The organism is Nitrosospira multiformis (genome assembly GCF_900103165.1).
Classification (GTDB): Bacteria; Pseudomonadota; Gammaproteobacteria; order Burkholderiales; family Nitrosomonadaceae; genus Nitrosospira; species Nitrosospira multiformis_D.
This window is the reverse complement of sequence record NZ_FNKY01000002.1, coordinates 1-15,558: the sequence shown is the minus strand read 5'-3', so window position 1 is coordinate 15,558 and position 15,558 is coordinate 1. Positions and strand designations below refer to the sequence as shown.

Annotated in this window: 15 protein-coding genes; 11 read left to right on the top strand and 4 right to left on the bottom strand. The window is 52.9% G+C overall.

The window, feature by feature from the left end; translation table 11 throughout:
• Positions 1–4: 4 nt before the first annotated feature.
• The 9 genes from trbG to BLR00_RS15760 all read left to right on the top strand — a co-directional run bounded on the left by trbG (position 5) and on the right by BLR00_RS15760 (position 6,992).
• On the top strand, positions 5–1,072 hold the full coding sequence (gene trbG / locus BLR00_RS15805) for a P-type conjugative transfer protein TrbG (protein ID WP_256324212.1): 1,068 nt from the start codon (positions 5–7) through the stop codon (positions 1,070–1,072).
• A gap of 1 nt (position 1,073) precedes the next feature.
• Positions 1,074–1,592: a hypothetical protein gene (locus BLR00_RS15800; RefSeq protein WP_074634414.1), complete on the top strand. Its 519-nt coding sequence runs from the start codon at positions 1,074–1,076 to the stop codon at positions 1,590–1,592.
• On the top strand, positions 1,589–2,887 hold the full coding sequence (locus BLR00_RS15795) for a TrbI/VirB10 family protein (RefSeq protein ID WP_074634411.1): 1,299 nt from the start codon (positions 1,589–1,591) through the stop codon (positions 2,885–2,887). The genes BLR00_RS15800 and BLR00_RS15795 overlap by 4 nt, the downstream gene beginning before the upstream one ends.
• A gap of 1 nt (position 2,888) precedes the next feature.
• A complete protein-coding gene (trbJ, locus tag BLR00_RS15790) occupies positions 2,889–3,662 on the top strand; it encodes a P-type conjugative transfer protein TrbJ (protein ID WP_074634409.1) in 774 nt (257 codons plus the stop codon).
• Between the two features lie 221 nt (positions 3,663–3,883).
• Positions 3,884–5,215, top strand: coding sequence for a P-type conjugative transfer protein TrbL (gene trbL, locus BLR00_RS15780; protein ID WP_074634403.1), 1,332 nt, complete (start codon positions 3,884–3,886; stop codon positions 5,213–5,215).
• Between the two features lie 16 nt (positions 5,216–5,231).
• Positions 5,232–5,678 (top strand): transglycosylase SLT domain-containing protein, encoded by a 447-nt coding sequence (locus tag BLR00_RS15775; RefSeq protein WP_074634401.1) that lies wholly within the window; start codon positions 5,232–5,234, stop codon positions 5,676–5,678.
• 268 nt (positions 5,679–5,946) lie between these two features.
• The gene (locus BLR00_RS15770) at positions 5,947–6,258 is read left to right on the top strand and encodes an HU family DNA-binding protein (protein WP_256324217.1); all 312 of its coding nucleotides are present in this window, start codon (positions 5,947–5,949) and stop codon (positions 6,256–6,258) included.
• 99 nt (positions 6,259–6,357) lie between these two features.
• Positions 6,358–6,714: a type II toxin-antitoxin system RelE/ParE family toxin gene (locus BLR00_RS15765; protein WP_074634396.1), complete on the top strand. Its 357-nt coding sequence runs from the start codon at positions 6,358–6,360 to the stop codon at positions 6,712–6,714.
• Positions 6,711–6,992 (top strand): helix-turn-helix domain-containing protein, encoded by a 282-nt coding sequence (locus tag BLR00_RS15760; RefSeq protein WP_074634393.1) that lies wholly within the window; start codon positions 6,711–6,713, stop codon positions 6,990–6,992. Before BLR00_RS15765 ends, BLR00_RS15760 begins: the two co-directional genes overlap by 4 nt.
• A gap of 77 nt (positions 6,993–7,069) precedes the next feature.
• Here BLR00_RS15760 and BLR00_RS15755 read toward each other — a convergent pair whose 3' ends face one another.
• The 3 genes from BLR00_RS15755 to BLR00_RS15740 all read right to left on the bottom strand — a co-directional run bounded on the left by BLR00_RS15755 (position 7,070) and on the right by BLR00_RS15740 (position 12,535).
• Entirely contained in the window at positions 7,070–9,877 is a 2,808-nt protein-coding gene (locus tag BLR00_RS15755) for a class I SAM-dependent DNA methyltransferase (RefSeq protein ID WP_074634391.1), read from the bottom strand.
• A 277-nt stretch (positions 9,878–10,154) separates the two neighbouring features.
• Positions 10,155–11,216, bottom strand: coding sequence for a DUF3800 domain-containing protein (locus BLR00_RS15745; RefSeq protein WP_074634385.1), 1,062 nt, complete (start codon positions 11,214–11,216; stop codon positions 10,155–10,157).
• A 356-nt stretch (positions 11,217–11,572) separates the two neighbouring features.
• Complete coding sequence (locus tag BLR00_RS15740; RefSeq protein ID WP_074634383.1) at positions 11,573–12,535, bottom strand: tyrosine-type recombinase/integrase; 963 nt, start codon at positions 12,533–12,535, stop codon at positions 11,573–11,575.
• A 917-nt stretch (positions 12,536–13,452) separates the two neighbouring features.
• Here BLR00_RS15740 and egtB point away from each other — a divergent pair.
• A complete protein-coding gene (gene egtB / locus BLR00_RS15730) occupies positions 13,453–14,754 on the top strand; it encodes an ergothioneine biosynthesis protein EgtB (protein WP_107797726.1) in 1,302 nt (433 codons plus the stop codon).
• Positions 14,751–15,077 (top strand): L-histidine N(alpha)-methyltransferase, encoded by a 327-nt coding sequence (locus BLR00_RS15725; protein ID WP_074634378.1) that lies wholly within the window; start codon positions 14,751–14,753, stop codon positions 15,075–15,077. Before egtB ends, BLR00_RS15725 begins: the two co-directional genes overlap by 4 nt.
• 223 nt (positions 15,078–15,300) lie before the next feature.
• Here BLR00_RS15725 and BLR00_RS16850 read toward each other — a convergent pair whose 3' ends face one another.
• Positions 15,301–15,540 carry a Rossmann-fold NAD(P)-binding domain-containing protein gene (locus BLR00_RS16850; RefSeq protein ID WP_218124363.1) on the bottom strand — a complete coding sequence of 80 codons (240 nt, stop codon included), beginning with the start codon at positions 15,538–15,540 and terminating at the stop codon, positions 15,301–15,303.
• Positions 15,541–15,558 lie beyond the last annotated feature (18 nt).

Sequence of the window (15,558 nt, the reverse complement as noted above, 5' to 3'; positions counted from 1 at the left end):
CCCCATGAACGTTTCCCTTGAAATTCCGTTGCAAAAGCTGTTTGTGGCGATGGTGCTTTTGTCGCCTATTCTCATGGTGACGGTAGCGATCGCGAATAACCTGCCCCCTGTTCCGGACGAGGATATCGCGCAAAAAGGGCTGTTGCTGCCGCCTCCTCCCGCTCCGGCTGCCGGATCCATGCCGGCAGCTTCAAGGTCGATGCCCGTTCCGGTCGCGGCTGTGCCGCTTAACCCGGAGCCTGCTTCGCCGGCCGCGCTGCATTTCAATAACCCGGAACTGAAGCTGACGCCGCAGGAACGCGCCTCGCTGGATTTGGCGAAGAAATGGAAAGCGGGCGTCTCTGGGCAAGGGGTTAAGCCGGTGCCCGGAGCCGATGGAGCCATCCGCTTCCTTTTCGGGGCGGCTCAGCCGAGCATCATCTGTGCCGTGTTGCAAGTGTGCGACGTGGAGCTGCAGCCGGGCGAACAGGTGAATTCCCTGCACTTGGGTGATACCGCCCGCTGGACGGTGGAGCCGGCCGTCACCGGCTCCGGCAGCCTGGCGGTACAGCATCTCATCATCAAGCCCATGGATACGGGACTGGAAACCTCCCTTATCGTGACCACCGACCGGCGCACCTATCATCTGCGGCTGAGATCGCACCGTTCCGAGTTCATGCCGCGCGTGGCGTTCACTTACCCGGATGAAGCGATGGCGAAATGGGAAGAGATCAAGAAGCAGGAGCACGCCGCCTATAACCGCCAGATACTGCCTGGCACGGGCGAGTACCTGGGCAACCTCGATTTCAATTACAGCATCGAAGGCCAGGCTTCCGGCTGGAAGCCGCTGCGGGTATACAACGATGGCGTCAAGACCATCATCCAAATGCCCGTTACCTTGCATCAGTCCGAGGCGCCCATCTTGTTAGTGGTGCGGAAGGACGGCGGACTCTTCACCGATGAGGAATCGGTGCAGGTGAACTACCGGCTGCAAGGCGACCGCTACATTGTCGATAGCCTCTTCGACAAGGCGATACTGGCAGCGGGCGTGGGGTCCAGTCAGGATCGGGTCACCATCAGGAGAGGGAGGTAATATGCGCTGGATATATCTGGTTTCCCTGTCGGTATTCCTGGCGGCGTGCGCCGCTCCGCCGCGATTTCCGCAGCCCAAGGATGCGCAAAGCGCGGCATTCGAGGAACGTATCGCGGCCGATACCGTGAAGCAGATCGCAAGGCTGTTTCCTCCGGCCAAGACGCAGCTTAATGTGGTCTCGGCAACTCCCGGCTCCTTTGGGCCGCTGCTGGCTGACAAGCTGCGCGGCCAAGGCTTCGGGGTGTCGGAAACCATCGAGGCGAAGCCCAGGGCATTCCCGTTCTCTTTCAACGATGAGTTCCGGCCGGGATCGGGAACTCCAGGTCCGGGCAGCGTGCCCGTTGCGGCTGCGCCGGGTATCGAGTTGCGTTACCTGCTTGATCCCCCGCACGCGGGATCGATTTCGCGCATCACAATAAGAATCGGCGGCGCGGTGCTTGCGCGCGCCTACCTGACGGACAGTCATAATCCCGGCGCGGCGGCTCCGGCCGGCGCCTGGACCTATAGGGGGGACAAATGAGCGATCCCTTGTCCCCGGCCGCGTCCCCGAATGAGTTGCCGCAAAAATGGGGGGTGCGTCGCGTTAACAATCTGCCCATGTACCTTGTTGGGGCAGCGGCCTTGGTGTTTTTTCTGATCGTCATGCTGGTTGCAATGGATCGGGCAAATACCAGACATGAGGAAGAAACCGTCAAGGCCAGCGGAAACGCGGCCCTTTACGCCAAGGAAATCGCGGGCGAGCATCAGGGCGGCATGATCGCCCCGGCCTCGATGCCGGTGGATGATAATAATCTGATTAACCCAGACTTGCCCCCAATGCCGCCAACCATCGGGAACGCGCCGCAAGCGCCAGAAATGGCGGAAGCCCAGCGCATTCGCCAAATAAAGATGCAGCAATTCGAAGAAGCGCTGCGGGCCAAGACGACCATACAAACTCAGGCCCAGCCGCGCGCTCAACAATCGTCCGAGATGCCCCGGCCCGCGCACGCCAGCGCCGACCCCACGGCGGCATATCAACAAAGACTGGCTCAGTTGAAAAGATCCGGGCTTGCAGGGTATGGCGGGGCGGGAGGCTATCCGGGCGATGAAGGCGCGTACGAGGGAGGGTTGAATGGGGAACAAAAGCCCCGTAACGACATTAGCGAATTCAGCGGGAAAGGCGAAGGAGACCGCTGGAAGCTGGATTCGAGGCCCATTGCGCCAAAGTCCCCCTATGCGGTGCAAACCACTTTTGTCATACCGGCGATCCTCATCAGCGGGATCAACTCTTCGCTTCCTGGCAAGATATTTGGACAGGTGAGCCAGGACGTTTATGATACCGCGACCGGCAAGTATCTCCTGATCCCGCAAGGGACCAAGCTGGAAGGGGAGTATTCCAGCGACGTCGCCTATGGTCAGGCGAGCGTGCTGGTCGCATGGCAGCGCCTGGTATTCCCCGATGGCAAGACCATGGATATCGGCGCCATGCCGGGATCCAATTCGGCGGGTTACGCCGGGTTCGCCGATCAGGTAAACAATCACTACTTGCGCCTTTTCGGCACGGCCATCCTCATGTCTGCCATCACGGCGGGTGTGGCCTTAAGTCAAAGCCAGAACCAGGTGGCCGGTACCTTCGGCGCGCCCACCACCAGTAGTGTGCTGAGCGCGACCCTGGGCCAGCAACTCGGGCGTGTGATGACGCAGATGATCTCGCGCAATCTCAATATCTCTCCGACGCTTGAAATACGGCCCGGATACCGGTTCAATGTCACCGTGACGAAGGATATGGTATTTGCCCGGCCCTACCAGGCATTCGACTACAAACTTGGAGGATAGGATGAAAACACGTCCCGGATTTTGCCATGCCACCGCGGTCAGGTTGACGCTGCTGTCAGTACTCGCTTCCGCGCTGCCTGTCTCGGCCGGGGGCGTTCCGGTCTTCGATGTCGCCAACATGAAGCAGAATACGATCTCGGCGATCGAGGGGGTGAACCAGACCATGAAGATGATCGAGCAATACCAGTTGCAATTGCTCCAGTACGAGAATATGTTGAGAAACACCATGGCGCCCGCCGCCTACGTCTGGAACCGGGCGCAGTTGACCACCATGCGCCTGATGGGCATGATGAACACGGTCAACTACTACCGCTATCAGGCGGGGAGCCTGGACGGCTACCTGTACCGCTACCAGAACCCTTCTTACTACATGGGCTCCCCCTGCTTTGGCCCCAACGGCTGCACGCCATCGGAGCGCGCCATCCTCGAAAACAATCGGCGCCTGAACGCCGACGGTGAGAAGCTCGCGAATGACGCCATGATCCGCAGTCTCGACCAGCAACAACTAGACTTGAAGGCGGATGCGGAGCGGCTGGAAGCGTTGCAGAAAAACGCGCAGGACGCACCGGGGCAAATGGCCGCGATCCAGGCGGCCAACCAGCTCGCCAGCAACCAGGCGGCCCAGCTCATGCAGATCCGAGCGCTGTTGATCGCGCAGCAGAATGCGGAAGCAACGCGCCAGGCGAAGATGGCTGATATCGAAGCACAGCAGGCGGCAGCAGCGGCGCAAGCCACAAGCGGTACTTTCAAAAAAAGCACACCCCGGGAATGGTAAGGAGAAAACATGAAGCTTCAATATTCAGCCGGCACATGGATTCTGGTAGCAGTCATTTTGAGCAGCTGCACGGAGAACATACCCTGTAGTGAGATCTGGAGATATCGGGGCATGCCCGAATACGAGGGAATGGCAAAAAAATGTCCTAAAGAGGCTGCTTCCGCAGAAGAAGCTACACGAGGCACATTCAAAAAAAGTGAACCGAAGGAGTGGTAATTGCCATGAGGATGAGGAATTGGGAAGTATTGCCCTGTTTGCTGCTTCTGGCACTGATATTTTTTACCACCCAAACCCATGCTGCGCTTGAAAGTGCGGGCGTGATGGATAATATTCTTTCACGCTATTATGCAGCGGCAACCGCCTGGCAGACAGTCATCACCCAGCGCGCGAGCTGGTTGTTCTGGCTGCTGGTGACGATCAGCATGGTGTGGACATTCGGCTTGATGGCGCTGCGGCGGTCGGACATAGGCGAATTCTTTGCTGAATTCATCCGTTTCACGGTCTTCACCGGCTTCTTCTGGTGGCTGCTCATCAATGGGCCTGCTTTTGCCACTTCCATCATCGCGTCGCTCAAACAGATAGGGTCGGAAGCCAGCGGACTGCGCGGCATGGCATCACCGTCAGGTATCGTAGATATCGGGTTTGAGATCTTTTATAAGGCAATGGACGAATCTAATATCCGGATGCCGGTTCATAGTGCGGCCGGTATAATTATGGCCACTGTCATTCTAGTCATTCTGGCGCTGATCAGCGTCAATATGGTCATTCTGTTGATATCTGGCTGGATACTGGCCTACGCTGGCATCTTCTTCCTGGGCTTCGGAGGATCGCGCTGGACTTCCGACATCGCCATCAATTACTACAAGACGGTGTTGGGGGTTGCGGTGTCGCTCTTTGCCATGGTCTTGCTGGTGGGCATCGGCAAGACGTTTCTCGACGATTATTATGCGCAAATGAGCGGCGGCCTCAACCTGAAGGAAATGGGCGTGCTGATGGTGGTCTCGGTAGTGCTGCTTACCTTGGTCAACAAGATTCCCCCCATGCTGGCCAGTATCGTTGGCGGCGGGGCAGGGGGGATCGGCAACCTGGGAGCGGGCGCCGCGGTCGGCGCGGCTGCCGCCGCGACGGGCGTTGCGGCCGGGATGATGATGGCGTCAGCCGCCCATGCGGCGGGCGGCGCTTCCGCGATCAAAGCCGCTTTCGATGCGGCGCATGGCAGCATGGAAGGCGGTATGGGCCTGTTTGCGGACGGTGGAGGGGGAGGGGGGCAGAGCAGGCAGTCTTCAAGCGGAGGACTGGGTCAGATGATGGATACGGGCGCGCGTTTTGCCGGAGAAATGACCTCCCATCTGTCTCGCGGTATGAAGGAGGCAGTTAAAACCAGTGTTGCCTCGCAAGGCGGGCGCGTGGCACAAACCCCTGGCGGAAAAGTCGCGGATGCCATCCGCGCCAATGCCCCGGAGCCTAAATTCAAAGGCAATGCTTTCGCCAATTCTGCGGAAACAAAACTCGATCCGGAAGCGGAAGCCGCCGCGTTCCGCGATAGCAAATGAAGGGTAGATTGCTTGCATGATGGACTTGCCCCCGGACATGCAAGACCGTATCGTCTGCTCGATCGAAGCCGCTGTGAAATACGAGGTGCCGGCGAATATCCTGCTTGCCGTGGCAGAGAAGGAAGGCGGCAAGCCGGGGCAATGGGTGCGGAACTCGAACAATACCTACGATATCGGGGCGATGCAATTTAACACGGCTTATCTATCCGACCTGGCCAAGTATGGCATCACTCCGGCGCATGTGGCCCAGGCAGGGTGTTATTCCTATACCCTGGCCGCTTGGCGACTCCGCACGCACATTCGCAACGACCAAGGCGACCTGTGGACGAGAGTGTCAAACTACCATTCATATACGCCGCATCTCAATGCAGCATATCGGGTGGATCTGATGCGAAGGGCGGCCAAGTGGGGGAAATGGCTGGATGCCCGATTTGCCACCTATGAGGTGACTGTGGCACGTTAAATCCTGAATGCCTATTTTCAATAGTTTTCTTAGTTTTAACCATGTCTTTGCCGGGATACGGGGTGCCGCGAAGCGGCAGGGCTACCGCCCCGGCCCCTACCGGCAAACCCTGCTTTGCAGGGCTTTGGACACATGGTTAAAAAATTGCTTTTCTCTTGGATAGCACTTTTGATTGTCTATAGGTAACCCCGGGGTTGGCGAAAGGCGACTGGCGGGAATTGTGACCGCGGGGATCATGCTGTTACAGTAGGACTATCGCTTCAGTTCTATCAACCATCACCAAAGGGAGGCAAGCATGAACAGAAAAGAACTCATCGATGCACTGGCAACTAAGACCGGCTCCAGCAAAGCTGATGCCGACCGCGCCATTAGCGCGCTGCTCGACATCATTTCGGATACCCTAAAAAAAGGCGATTCGCTCTCTCTGGTGGGCTTTGGTACTTTCGAGGTCCGCAAGCGTGCCGCGCGCACTGGCCGCAATCCCAAGACGGGCGAAGAACTGAAGATCAAGGCGTCCAAGGCGCCGGCATTCAAAGCGGGTGCCACGCTTAAGGCGGCAGTAAATAGCGGCAAGAAATAAACCCTGTTTTATGGATTTATAGAATTCTGTATTTCTGGTACCTGATGAAGAATTCTTATTTTTGCTTGCTATAATATACAAATTTTTGTATATTATAGCGTGAATGATCCCAAGTCAGCCAGTGAACCAAAACCCATCGAGTTCAGGGGCAGCGCCCTAGGTGACTTGCGCGCCTTTCCTGACTCGGCTAGGCGTGAGGCCGGGTTTCAGCTCGACCAGGTACAACATGGCGTCGATCCAGATCACTGGAAGCCAATGAGCGCTATTGGCCAAGGTGTGCGAGAGATCCGCATCCGGGATGAATCTGGTGCGTTCCGGGTTCTTTACGTCGCAAAGTTCTCAGATACCATTTACGTGCTGCACTGCTTTCAGAAGAAGACGCCTAAAACCAGCAAAGCGGATCTCGATTTAGCCGAGAAGCGCTACCGTGATCTTGTAAAGGAGTTAGTCCAATGAGCTACAAACGATTTGCCAGTGTATGGGATGCCATTGAGGACACTCCCGAAGAAGCGGAAAATATGAAACTCCGTTCTTCCCTGATGCTGGCCCTGAAAAACCATTTGGTCCGCGCTAACATTAGCCAGGCCCAAGCCGCCAAGCTGTTCGGTGTCACGCAGCCACGTATCTCTGATCTGATGCGCGGCAAGATCAACTTGTTTGCCCTCGATGCCTTGGTAAATATGGCTGCTGCCGCCGGCCTGCACATCGAAATGCGCGTACTGGAAGCTGCGTAAACACAGCAAGCTCTGGAACAATCAATCAGCCTAACTATTGCCCTGGATGCACAACCCTTTTTCTGTAGCTATGAAATTTATCTATGTGCTCTAATTCTCTTCTTGGGTCGCTCGGTCGGTAGCAAACTGGTTAGTTCCAGATATTGCTCAAACAAATACGCAACTCGACTAGCATCATCCTTTCCGCTTTTATAGCCATAGGCAGCATCCACCGCCTTATCAAGAATTTGATGGGCGTCCGCGAGCTCTTGTGGCATGGCGCCGGTGGCATACATGCTCGCTAGCGAACTTCTGGAATGGTTTGCCTTACTCCGAGATTCTTCTGCTTGACGTGCGTCCAGTACAGCTTGTGCTGCGTTCTCGATTCTAATTTTTGCTTTGTCGTTTAAATTTAATGGCCACGGATAATTGTTATAGACGATGGTATTCGAATACCGATAATCACTTTTTAACCGGCCACATGTAGTACGCATCCATGCATTATGCATGCTGCTCGATAAAATGCCGAAGTGATATGGCATTGCATTCGGGAGCATGAAGACAAGATTGCTAGCAATAACTTCGGGTTCAAAATAACCGATCGGCACATAGACCCGATGCTCTGACGAAACGCTTGGAATTAACAAATAAGGCTGATCTGTTTGTCGTATTTCACCAAATAGGTAAGCTACTCTCGCCAGTTTTTGGGTTGGTAACTTGGGGCTTGCCAGCCGCATGGCTTGCACGGCCTTAATACGCTTTCTCAACTCAGGGGAGTCATTGCGGTCTTGGGCAGTGCTGTTTTTGAGCCAGAGACAAAAACGGGGAATATTATTAATGAATTCATCGGCTCCTAAAAACGGTCGAATGTACTTGGCTGCTATGGGATCATTATTGTGAATCTGAGCTGCTTCTTCCGCGCTTAATAAGAGATTTCCACCATCGGTGGGTTGACTACCTTTAATCATTTCCGGCATATCTGCAGATATAGGTACTCGGCGTTTATCAAGCAAAACAGTAGGTGCATCCACCAAATAGGGGTTAATTCTTTTAACAATAGTTTCAGCAGGCTCACCCTTGATACTGTCGGAGTAGTCAAATAAGCGCTTTTGCTTGCCCTCTTGCAAACCAAAACCAATAATGACGCAATGAACAGCGGCAACGCCTTTACCTTCATTGCTCCACCGAAAAGTACGATGGGCAAAATGCATCTGTGTCCCATACTTTAGTAATTCTGCCCACAGTACGGCAGGTTGTTCACCTTGCGAAATACTGTTGGTTGATACAAAGGCTACGGTGATACTGGGATTTGCTTTGATATACCGGATTGCCTTTAGGTACCAAGCGGTTACATAGTCCAATACGCCTGCGCCATGCATCTTATGAAAAATAAGCATCAGATCCCCTTTTTGCTCTTTGGATTGGTAGCTATAACCAACAAAAGGGGGATTTCCCATGATGTAGCTGCATTTCTCCGATGAGAGAATACTCGTCCAATCTATTCGTAATGCGTTAGCACAAGCGATGGTCGGACTGTCAATCAGCGGTACAGTGGGGCGGGTAGTGCCGAAGCGTTCGGCGGCTTCCAGGTTCATCTGATGATCAGTGATCCACATGGCCACCCGTGCGATATGGGCGGCGGCCTCATCTATTTCGATACCGTAGAACTGACTTACCTTTACCCGACATAAGGTAGAAACATCCAGCAAACCTTTTTGCTTAGTCCATAGCGCTTCAATCACATCATTTTCCAAACGACGCAGTTCACGAAATGCAATTACTAGAAAGTTGCCGCAACCACAAGCGGGATCAAAGAACGTGAGCATAGGTAGCTTGTCATATAAAGCTTGCAGCCGTGGTTTACTACTCTTTGCATTCGCCAGGTCAGTCCGTAAGCTATCCATGAATAGCGGGTTGATTACCCGCAAAATGTTGCGCTCACTGGTAAAGTGCGCACCAAGTTCGCGGCGTGTGCCCTTACGATTCTCTGCATCAGGATCATGTTCTTCCAATACGCCCTGGAACATTGAGCCAAAAATGGCTGGCGAAATGCCACTCCAGTCCAGCTCGACACAGGCTATGAGCTGACGGCGCAGGTCATAATCAAATGCAGGGATACGTCCGTTTCTTGAAAACAGGCTTCCGTTTATGTATTCAAATACCGCTAATGCTTCGTCGAGGTTAGATTGCCTGTCAAGGCGGGGAGTATCGAGCACTTGAAACAAATCCGCGAGCCTTGCGCCCAGATCGCGACCATCCTCACGGCTAGCTTCTACAATTCGCCGAAATAAATTGTTTTCGCCAAAGATACCTGTGTCATCAGCAAACAGACAAAACAACAGGCGCGTGAGGAAGATTTCAAGGTCTTTCCCTTTAAACTTAACCCTAAGCAGTGCCTCGTGGAGCTTTGATATTTGATAAGCCGCTTCACGGTTGATGGGAGACTCTTCGAGAATTTCTCGTTCATCACCTTCTATTAAAAAGGAGAACCAATCTGCTCGTTGCGGGAGCTCTGCTAATCCGCAGGTATGGACGGTGTTCGTTCTCAGATCAGTTAGCTCAAATCTCGCGAAGTCTGAAATTATAATGTAGCGTGGTCGCTCTAATTCTTTGAGACCGGTGTAATAGTCACTGGCCTGTGTAAAGGCTTTCGTGAAATCCCTACCCCGGCTTTTATGCTCAACTATCAGCTTGCCGGGGATGAAGCTATCAATATATCCCGTAGCACCGTCAATTTTTTGCACCGCTTTTTCATAAATCGTGGCCGACTCTGGCCGAATGCCAAAACATTCATAGAACCGTGCCCAAAAGAGCTTAGCATCCGCATGCTCGCGAGTAGTATTTTCCCATTGCTTGGCAAATGCCTGGAGGCGGCGACGTGTCTCGTTGCGAGTGAGGGCTGACATAGATCTGTTTGATTATAGTGGCTATATAAAAAGATAATTGATTCACGAGGATTTCGTTAATTTTCGCTTTAATGCTCGATGCAAGGTGGTGCGATCCACTTTTAATAATCCGGCCATGCCAGATACCGTTTCCCGCTCTTCCGTAATCATCCTGACCGCATGACTGATTTGCTCCTGATTCAATCTGGCTGGACATACTCCACCGTCCATTATTCCCTCCATCGTCCCTCCAAGGTACCATTACCGGCTCCGCTCAGTGCCACGCCCAACGAATCGCCTAGCCTTTGGACGAGCCATGAAAGTGAGTCCCGAAGTAGTCGATTATCTCCGCAGCCTGCGTGCCTTGGCGGAACCGCCGCTGCTCGGCGAAGTCAATCGACGGCACCATATGGATGAACTGGTGGTCGGCATACAGTGCCATCACCGCTTCGGCATCCAACTCTCCCATACGCTGACCCGTCAGCGTATTGGCCGCCTCGATAGCGGCGCCGATCAACACGTCAGCTAATTGCACTGCCGGACTTGTCTTTGAGTCCACCTGTGTCACCGACGCAAGTTTGAGTGGAAATTTGATGCGTGCGATCTCGGATTGGCGGAACTCGATGGTCTCCTCATGGTTGATGTAGCGCCGCATTAGATCGTGGTAGGTGAGCAGATTCTTGGACTGATCGTGCTCGACACGGTACGGCCCTGCGGCCATTTCTTCCATGCGGCTGACCAGTGACTGCAACACCACGAAGGCCGCATCGGTACTGACGCCGGGCGTTGCAATCGCCTCTAGGCACTCCGGCGCAGCATATTTTGCCAATGGCCCCAGTGCTTCCGGTAGCTCTTGCCACTTAGTTTTGCGCGCCGCAGAGACCAGATCGTTAAGGGCTTCAGGACTCTTTTCCTTGACGGCCCGCTGAAAGGCAGCCTGCAGGCCATCGAAGGCCATCTTGCCCAATAGTTTGGGACCAACGATGTATATCAGCGACGCCATCGCGTAGTTCTGCCCATTCTCGTAGAAATTAACTCCTCCCTCGTAGTAAAACGGCTCTACCGCATAATCCAAGAACATCAGCAACAGCAGGTAGCGCTTGTTACAGACGTAAGTTACACACTTGTAATTGGTCAGGATGTCCCGCTGCAGGTTCAGCAGACGAGGGTGGTTTCCGGATCGGCGCGCCAGCGCTCGGTACTTAAGCTCTGAGGCTTGCAGCTTTGGAAAGTGCTCTTTGATCAGGCGTGCGGCATCCTCGTCGCTGATGGCGACAGCCGTGGCCCCCTGGAAGCGCTGTTCGGCGTTCAGAAGGTCGAACCCCGTGTAGCCACTCTCGTCGACTCGGAAACATTCCATTTGACTCTTCCCCTGCACGATGTTTACATCGGTCTGACCCGCACGAAGGACCGAATGGTAACGGATGCCTCATTAGCCGCTCCAAATGGGCCAGCACATGCTTGGGCTTCGGCGGGCCGGGCGGCTGGCGTAGCCAGATAAGACCGCTGCCGTTGGTGCCTTCGCGAGTGTAAGCAGTCCGTCGAGGGTACGCCGGTGATGATCGAACAGCGGCGCGGTCAGTGGAGTTGACTTCTTACTTGGTACAACTTGCTGTCCGACATTTTCTCTAAAAGGGCTAGTGTGCACATAGCTGCAAAAACCGCCACGTAATTTTTGGGGTAGGGATTTAGGATTACGAGCATTGCTGGCGTGACCTAAATTCCGATTTTCTCCACTTCATCCAGCGACATTTCCTCATGCCGACGGTCATAAAGCTGTGTTGTACGTGTGCTGGAGTGATTCGCCATGGCCGCAGCCTTTTCCAGGGAACCGCCATTCTTGAGATAGGACGTAATGCCTGTCGCCCGGAAACTATGGTTGCCGGCTTTCGTTGCAATTCCGGCGGTGGCCATGCGGCGCTGAATCATGGCATGGGCATTCGCTTGAACCAGTGAGGTGCCGGTAAGTTTGCGCGTACCACGCCCAATCGTGCGGAATAATGGCCCTTTGGGATCGTCGCGCAGGTTGGCATTATCCAGATAGGCTGCAAGATATTCCTCCAGATTATGATGGCAGGGCATTTCATGGCGCTTGCCGCCTTTTTCGCGCAACCGCACCCAAAGGCGACGGTTTTGCGTATATACATCTTCGACTTTCATTCCTAAAGCTGCGCCAATGCGAGCGAAGGAATACACCATCAGGGCAATCAAAGCCCGGTCGCGCAGTCCTGCGTGAGTGGTCGCATCGATACTGGCCAGTAAGTGACGCGCTTCCGTGGCATCCAGGATCGGTGTTTTTCCGGTTTTTACCACATGCGACGGACCACGCACTGATGAAGCCGGATTGACCGCCACGATTTGCCCCGTCACCAGCCAATCGAACAGATGACGGATCGCCGCCAGATGCTGTTTGACGCTCGGCGCCGACAGCTGGTGAGTTTTGCCTTCAATCCATGCGGCGACGTGCAGCGGCTCCACATCGACGACGGACGATACGCCCGCCGCAAACGCGCACCAGTCGAGAAATTCGGTGACCGCCCGGATATATGCGCGACGCGTGTGCCGGTTGCGGATATTCGAAGCGAAGAATTCCAGAAAGCGAAGTCTTGCCCGATCGCCGGCAGCAGCGATCAGGGTCGGACATACGAATGTCGAAGGTAGAGTGGCAAGCGAGTTCATGTGAACATTTTACCATATTCTCTATATGTGATAAAGGACATTATCACATATATAAACTCTATGAAAAGAAGTGTGACGAGCAAGTGTCCGAACTGATTGCTCCTGCTTGTAAAAATGAGTTAAGTCTCTGGCTTTGGGCGTATCACCGCAAAATCGAGCTTTATATAGGTCAAATTTACCCCCGATAAAATAGGTTATCAAGGGTAAATGATAGAAAGAATTTTACTGAGATTTTGCTCGCGCAATTATCGATAACGTATTTTATCAATAATAAAGGAGAGGTTAGCCTGCCCCAATTCAACACACCATAAAAATCTGAAATCTTCTCTCATGGCACACACCCTGATTTTAAATTGCTGTTTCATGTAATCATGCGCCCCATAAATTCTGCCCATTATCCACTTCCGTTTTCATTGATGGGCGTCGCATTCTGATTGACCCAAATGCTATCGGTTTGGCTTCACAACGATTTTCTGTCTCAGTTTCAGGCTTGTTCGACAATAAGCGATAGTATTCTTTTTTTAGTCCTAAGTAGGCTTCGCTTACCCGATCTTCCATCAGTTTCCGGCCTACTATCGTCATATGCCCTCGTTTATATGTAATTTCGAAGATATAAATATATGCAGAAAAATCCATGGAATTCTGTTCGGTTCCCCACTTATATATTCGCATATACTCGCCTGCTATAATGCAAGGGCTTGTTTCCTTTCCGCTAGAACAAATGATTCTTGTGCTTGTCAGTGTATAGAATGGATGGTGATATTTATATAAGCTTTAGGAATGTAGCCTGTTCGATTTATCAGGCTTATGGATAAGGCCTTCGCCTAATCCGATCATAAAATTCCGATCAGAAACTACCAGTATCCATGCAAGAACAATCCCAGTTGATTTTGATTAGGTAAGGAGATAAGTTTGCCATGACCACAGCCCCCAATATGCAATCCATGTCCTTATCGCTACCGCATAAGTGGATGGAGCGATACGGGAAAGTGCGTAATCAAACTTTGAGGCTAGTCGAAACACTCGCGCCAGATGACCAGATGGTTCAATCCATGCCTGAGGCCAGCCCGACAAAATGGCATATCGCTCATACGACCTGGTTCTTTGAGACGTTTATTCTAAAGCCGTATATGCGAGATTACATTCCGTTCGATGCACGATTCACCGGCCTGTTCAATTCGTACTATAAACGGCTGGGAGACCATCCTGATCGAACCATCCGCAGTACTTTTTCGCGTCCTACACTTGATCAAATCTTTCTTTATCGCAACTATGTTGATAAGGATATCCGCAATCTTTTGGATCATGATGCGTCTCCCAGGATCTTACAGTTGCTCGAATTAGGTCTGAATCATGAACAACAACATCAGGAACTCATCATTACCGACATCAAACATGCTTTTTGGACTAATCCGTTGCGACCTGGATACCAGCCCAACCAAATCCGGAGTGTGGAATGGGGTGCACCCTCACTTACATGGCATTGTTTCAACGAAGGTGTTTATGAGGTTGGACATGATATGGGCGGCTTTGCGTTTGATAACGAATTGCCGCGACACTTGACTTATATACAACCTTTCAGCATGGCATCCCGTCTCGTTACCAATAAAGAGTATCTGACGTTCATGGCCGATGGTGGCTATACACGACCGGAGCTATGGCTTTCGGATGCCTGGGACCATGTTTGTGCCCATAGCTGGACCGCGCCGCTCTACTGGGAACAAGCTGGCGATGAATGGACTCAATTCACTTGCAGAGGTACCTTGCCCTTGAACCTCAGCGAGCCAGTCTGCCATGTGAGTTTTTACGAAGCCGATGCATTCGCTCGCTGGGCGGGTGCGCGGCTACCGACAGAGTTCGAGTGGGAGGTGGCGGCTGACTCGATCGGTATATCTGGGAATTTTTTGGAAGATGAGAATTATCATCCCAGACCGGCCGGTACGCAGGCGGGCCTGCAACAGATTTTTGGAGATACGTGGGAGTGGACTGCAAGTCCCTATTCAGCCTATCCGGGTTATTGTGTTCCAGAAGGTATAGAGGGTGAGTATAACGGAAAGTTCATGTGCAACCAGATGGTGTTACGTGGCGGATCTTGTATTACCCCCGTGTCGCACATGCGCAAATCTTATCGTAACTATTTTCCGCCACACATGCGCTGGCAATTCTCGGGGATCAGGTTGGCACATGATGGACGGTTTCATGTGGGGGCTGACTCATGATCGCGGTTGAACAATTGCATCAGGCAACGGCGATAGCCGGGGATGTCTTGGAGGGCCTTTCACGGATGCCCAAAAGTTTGCCGCCCAAGCTGCTATATGATGCCCAAGGTTCGGCTTTGTTCGAGCAAATCACCTGTTTGCCTGAATATTACCCGACGCGTACAGAAGCGGCCATACTGATGACTCATGCCGATGAAATATGCGATCGGCTCGGCCGGAATGTTTCTGTCGGTGAGCTTGGCGCCGGCACTGCCACCAAGACACGAATTTTGCCTTTAAGAGGTATAGACTCGCACTTCCTTTATCGATTCGCGGTCACGTAATTCGCCATGTGCGCAATAGGATAAACAAGACTATCTGGATGCATTAAAAAATCTTGGAAAGCAAGTTACGTCAGCGGCGGGAAAATCCGAGAAGCCTAGACTCTGCTCTTTTTCATCATTTTTTCAAGGCTACACCGAAGATATTTTTCTTTTCATATTCCATATATGAAATACAGCGTAGCTGCGCCAGGGCCGCCAAGCCTGCGACATCTCCTCGGCTTGCCTAGCAGTGACGCCGCCGAGGTTGGTCGAGCGACACTGCATCGTCAACGGTTGCTTGACGACAAAAGACTTCGCTTTGGGGAAAGTTCGCCGCTGAGAACGCTGCTGCATTACGAGCGATGCCTATCGGAGTCATCCCACGGCGCAATAATTCTGCAATGACAAACCTGGCCGTGTGGCCAGTGGCACCAAATACCGCCACTACTGGTTTGGTCGTATCTTTTTGCGTTGTATCGCTCATAAGGCTCTCCCGTTATTT

Coding starts and splice junctions, on each gene's coding strand:
- BLR00_RS15740 (WP_074634383.1), bottom strand. CDS start 12,535: ATGAACTCGCTTGCCACTCTACCTTCGACATTCGTATGTCCGACCCTG.
- BLR00_RS15725 (WP_074634378.1), top strand. CDS start 14,751: ATGATCGCGGTTGAACAATTGCATCAGGCAACGGCGATAGCCGGGGAT.
- egtB (WP_107797726.1), top strand. CDS start 13,453: ATGACCACAGCCCCCAATATGCAATCCATGTCCTTATCGCTACCGCAT.
- BLR00_RS16850 (WP_218124363.1), bottom strand. CDS start 15,540: ATGAGCGATACAACGCAAAAAGATACGACCAAACCAGTAGTGGCGGTA.
- BLR00_RS15795 (WP_074634411.1), top strand. CDS start 1,589: ATGAGCGATCCCTTGTCCCCGGCCGCGTCCCCGAATGAGTTGCCGCAA.
- trbJ (WP_074634409.1), top strand. CDS start 2,889: ATGAAAACACGTCCCGGATTTTGCCATGCCACCGCGGTCAGGTTGACG.
- trbG (WP_256324212.1), top strand. CDS start 5: ATGAACGTTTCCCTTGAAATTCCGTTGCAAAAGCTGTTTGTGGCGATG.
- BLR00_RS15775 (WP_074634401.1), top strand. CDS start 5,232: ATGATGGACTTGCCCCCGGACATGCAAGACCGTATCGTCTGCTCGATC.
- trbL (WP_074634403.1), top strand. CDS start 3,884: ATGAGGATGAGGAATTGGGAAGTATTGCCCTGTTTGCTGCTTCTGGCA.
- BLR00_RS15745 (WP_074634385.1), bottom strand. CDS start 11,216: ATGGAATGTTTCCGAGTCGACGAGAGTGGCTACACGGGGTTCGACCTT.
- BLR00_RS15800 (WP_074634414.1), top strand. CDS start 1,074: ATGCGCTGGATATATCTGGTTTCCCTGTCGGTATTCCTGGCGGCGTGC.
- BLR00_RS15760 (WP_074634393.1), top strand. CDS start 6,711: ATGAGCTACAAACGATTTGCCAGTGTATGGGATGCCATTGAGGACACT.
- BLR00_RS15755 (WP_074634391.1), bottom strand. CDS start 9,877: ATGTCAGCCCTCACTCGCAACGAGACACGTCGCCGCCTCCAGGCATTT.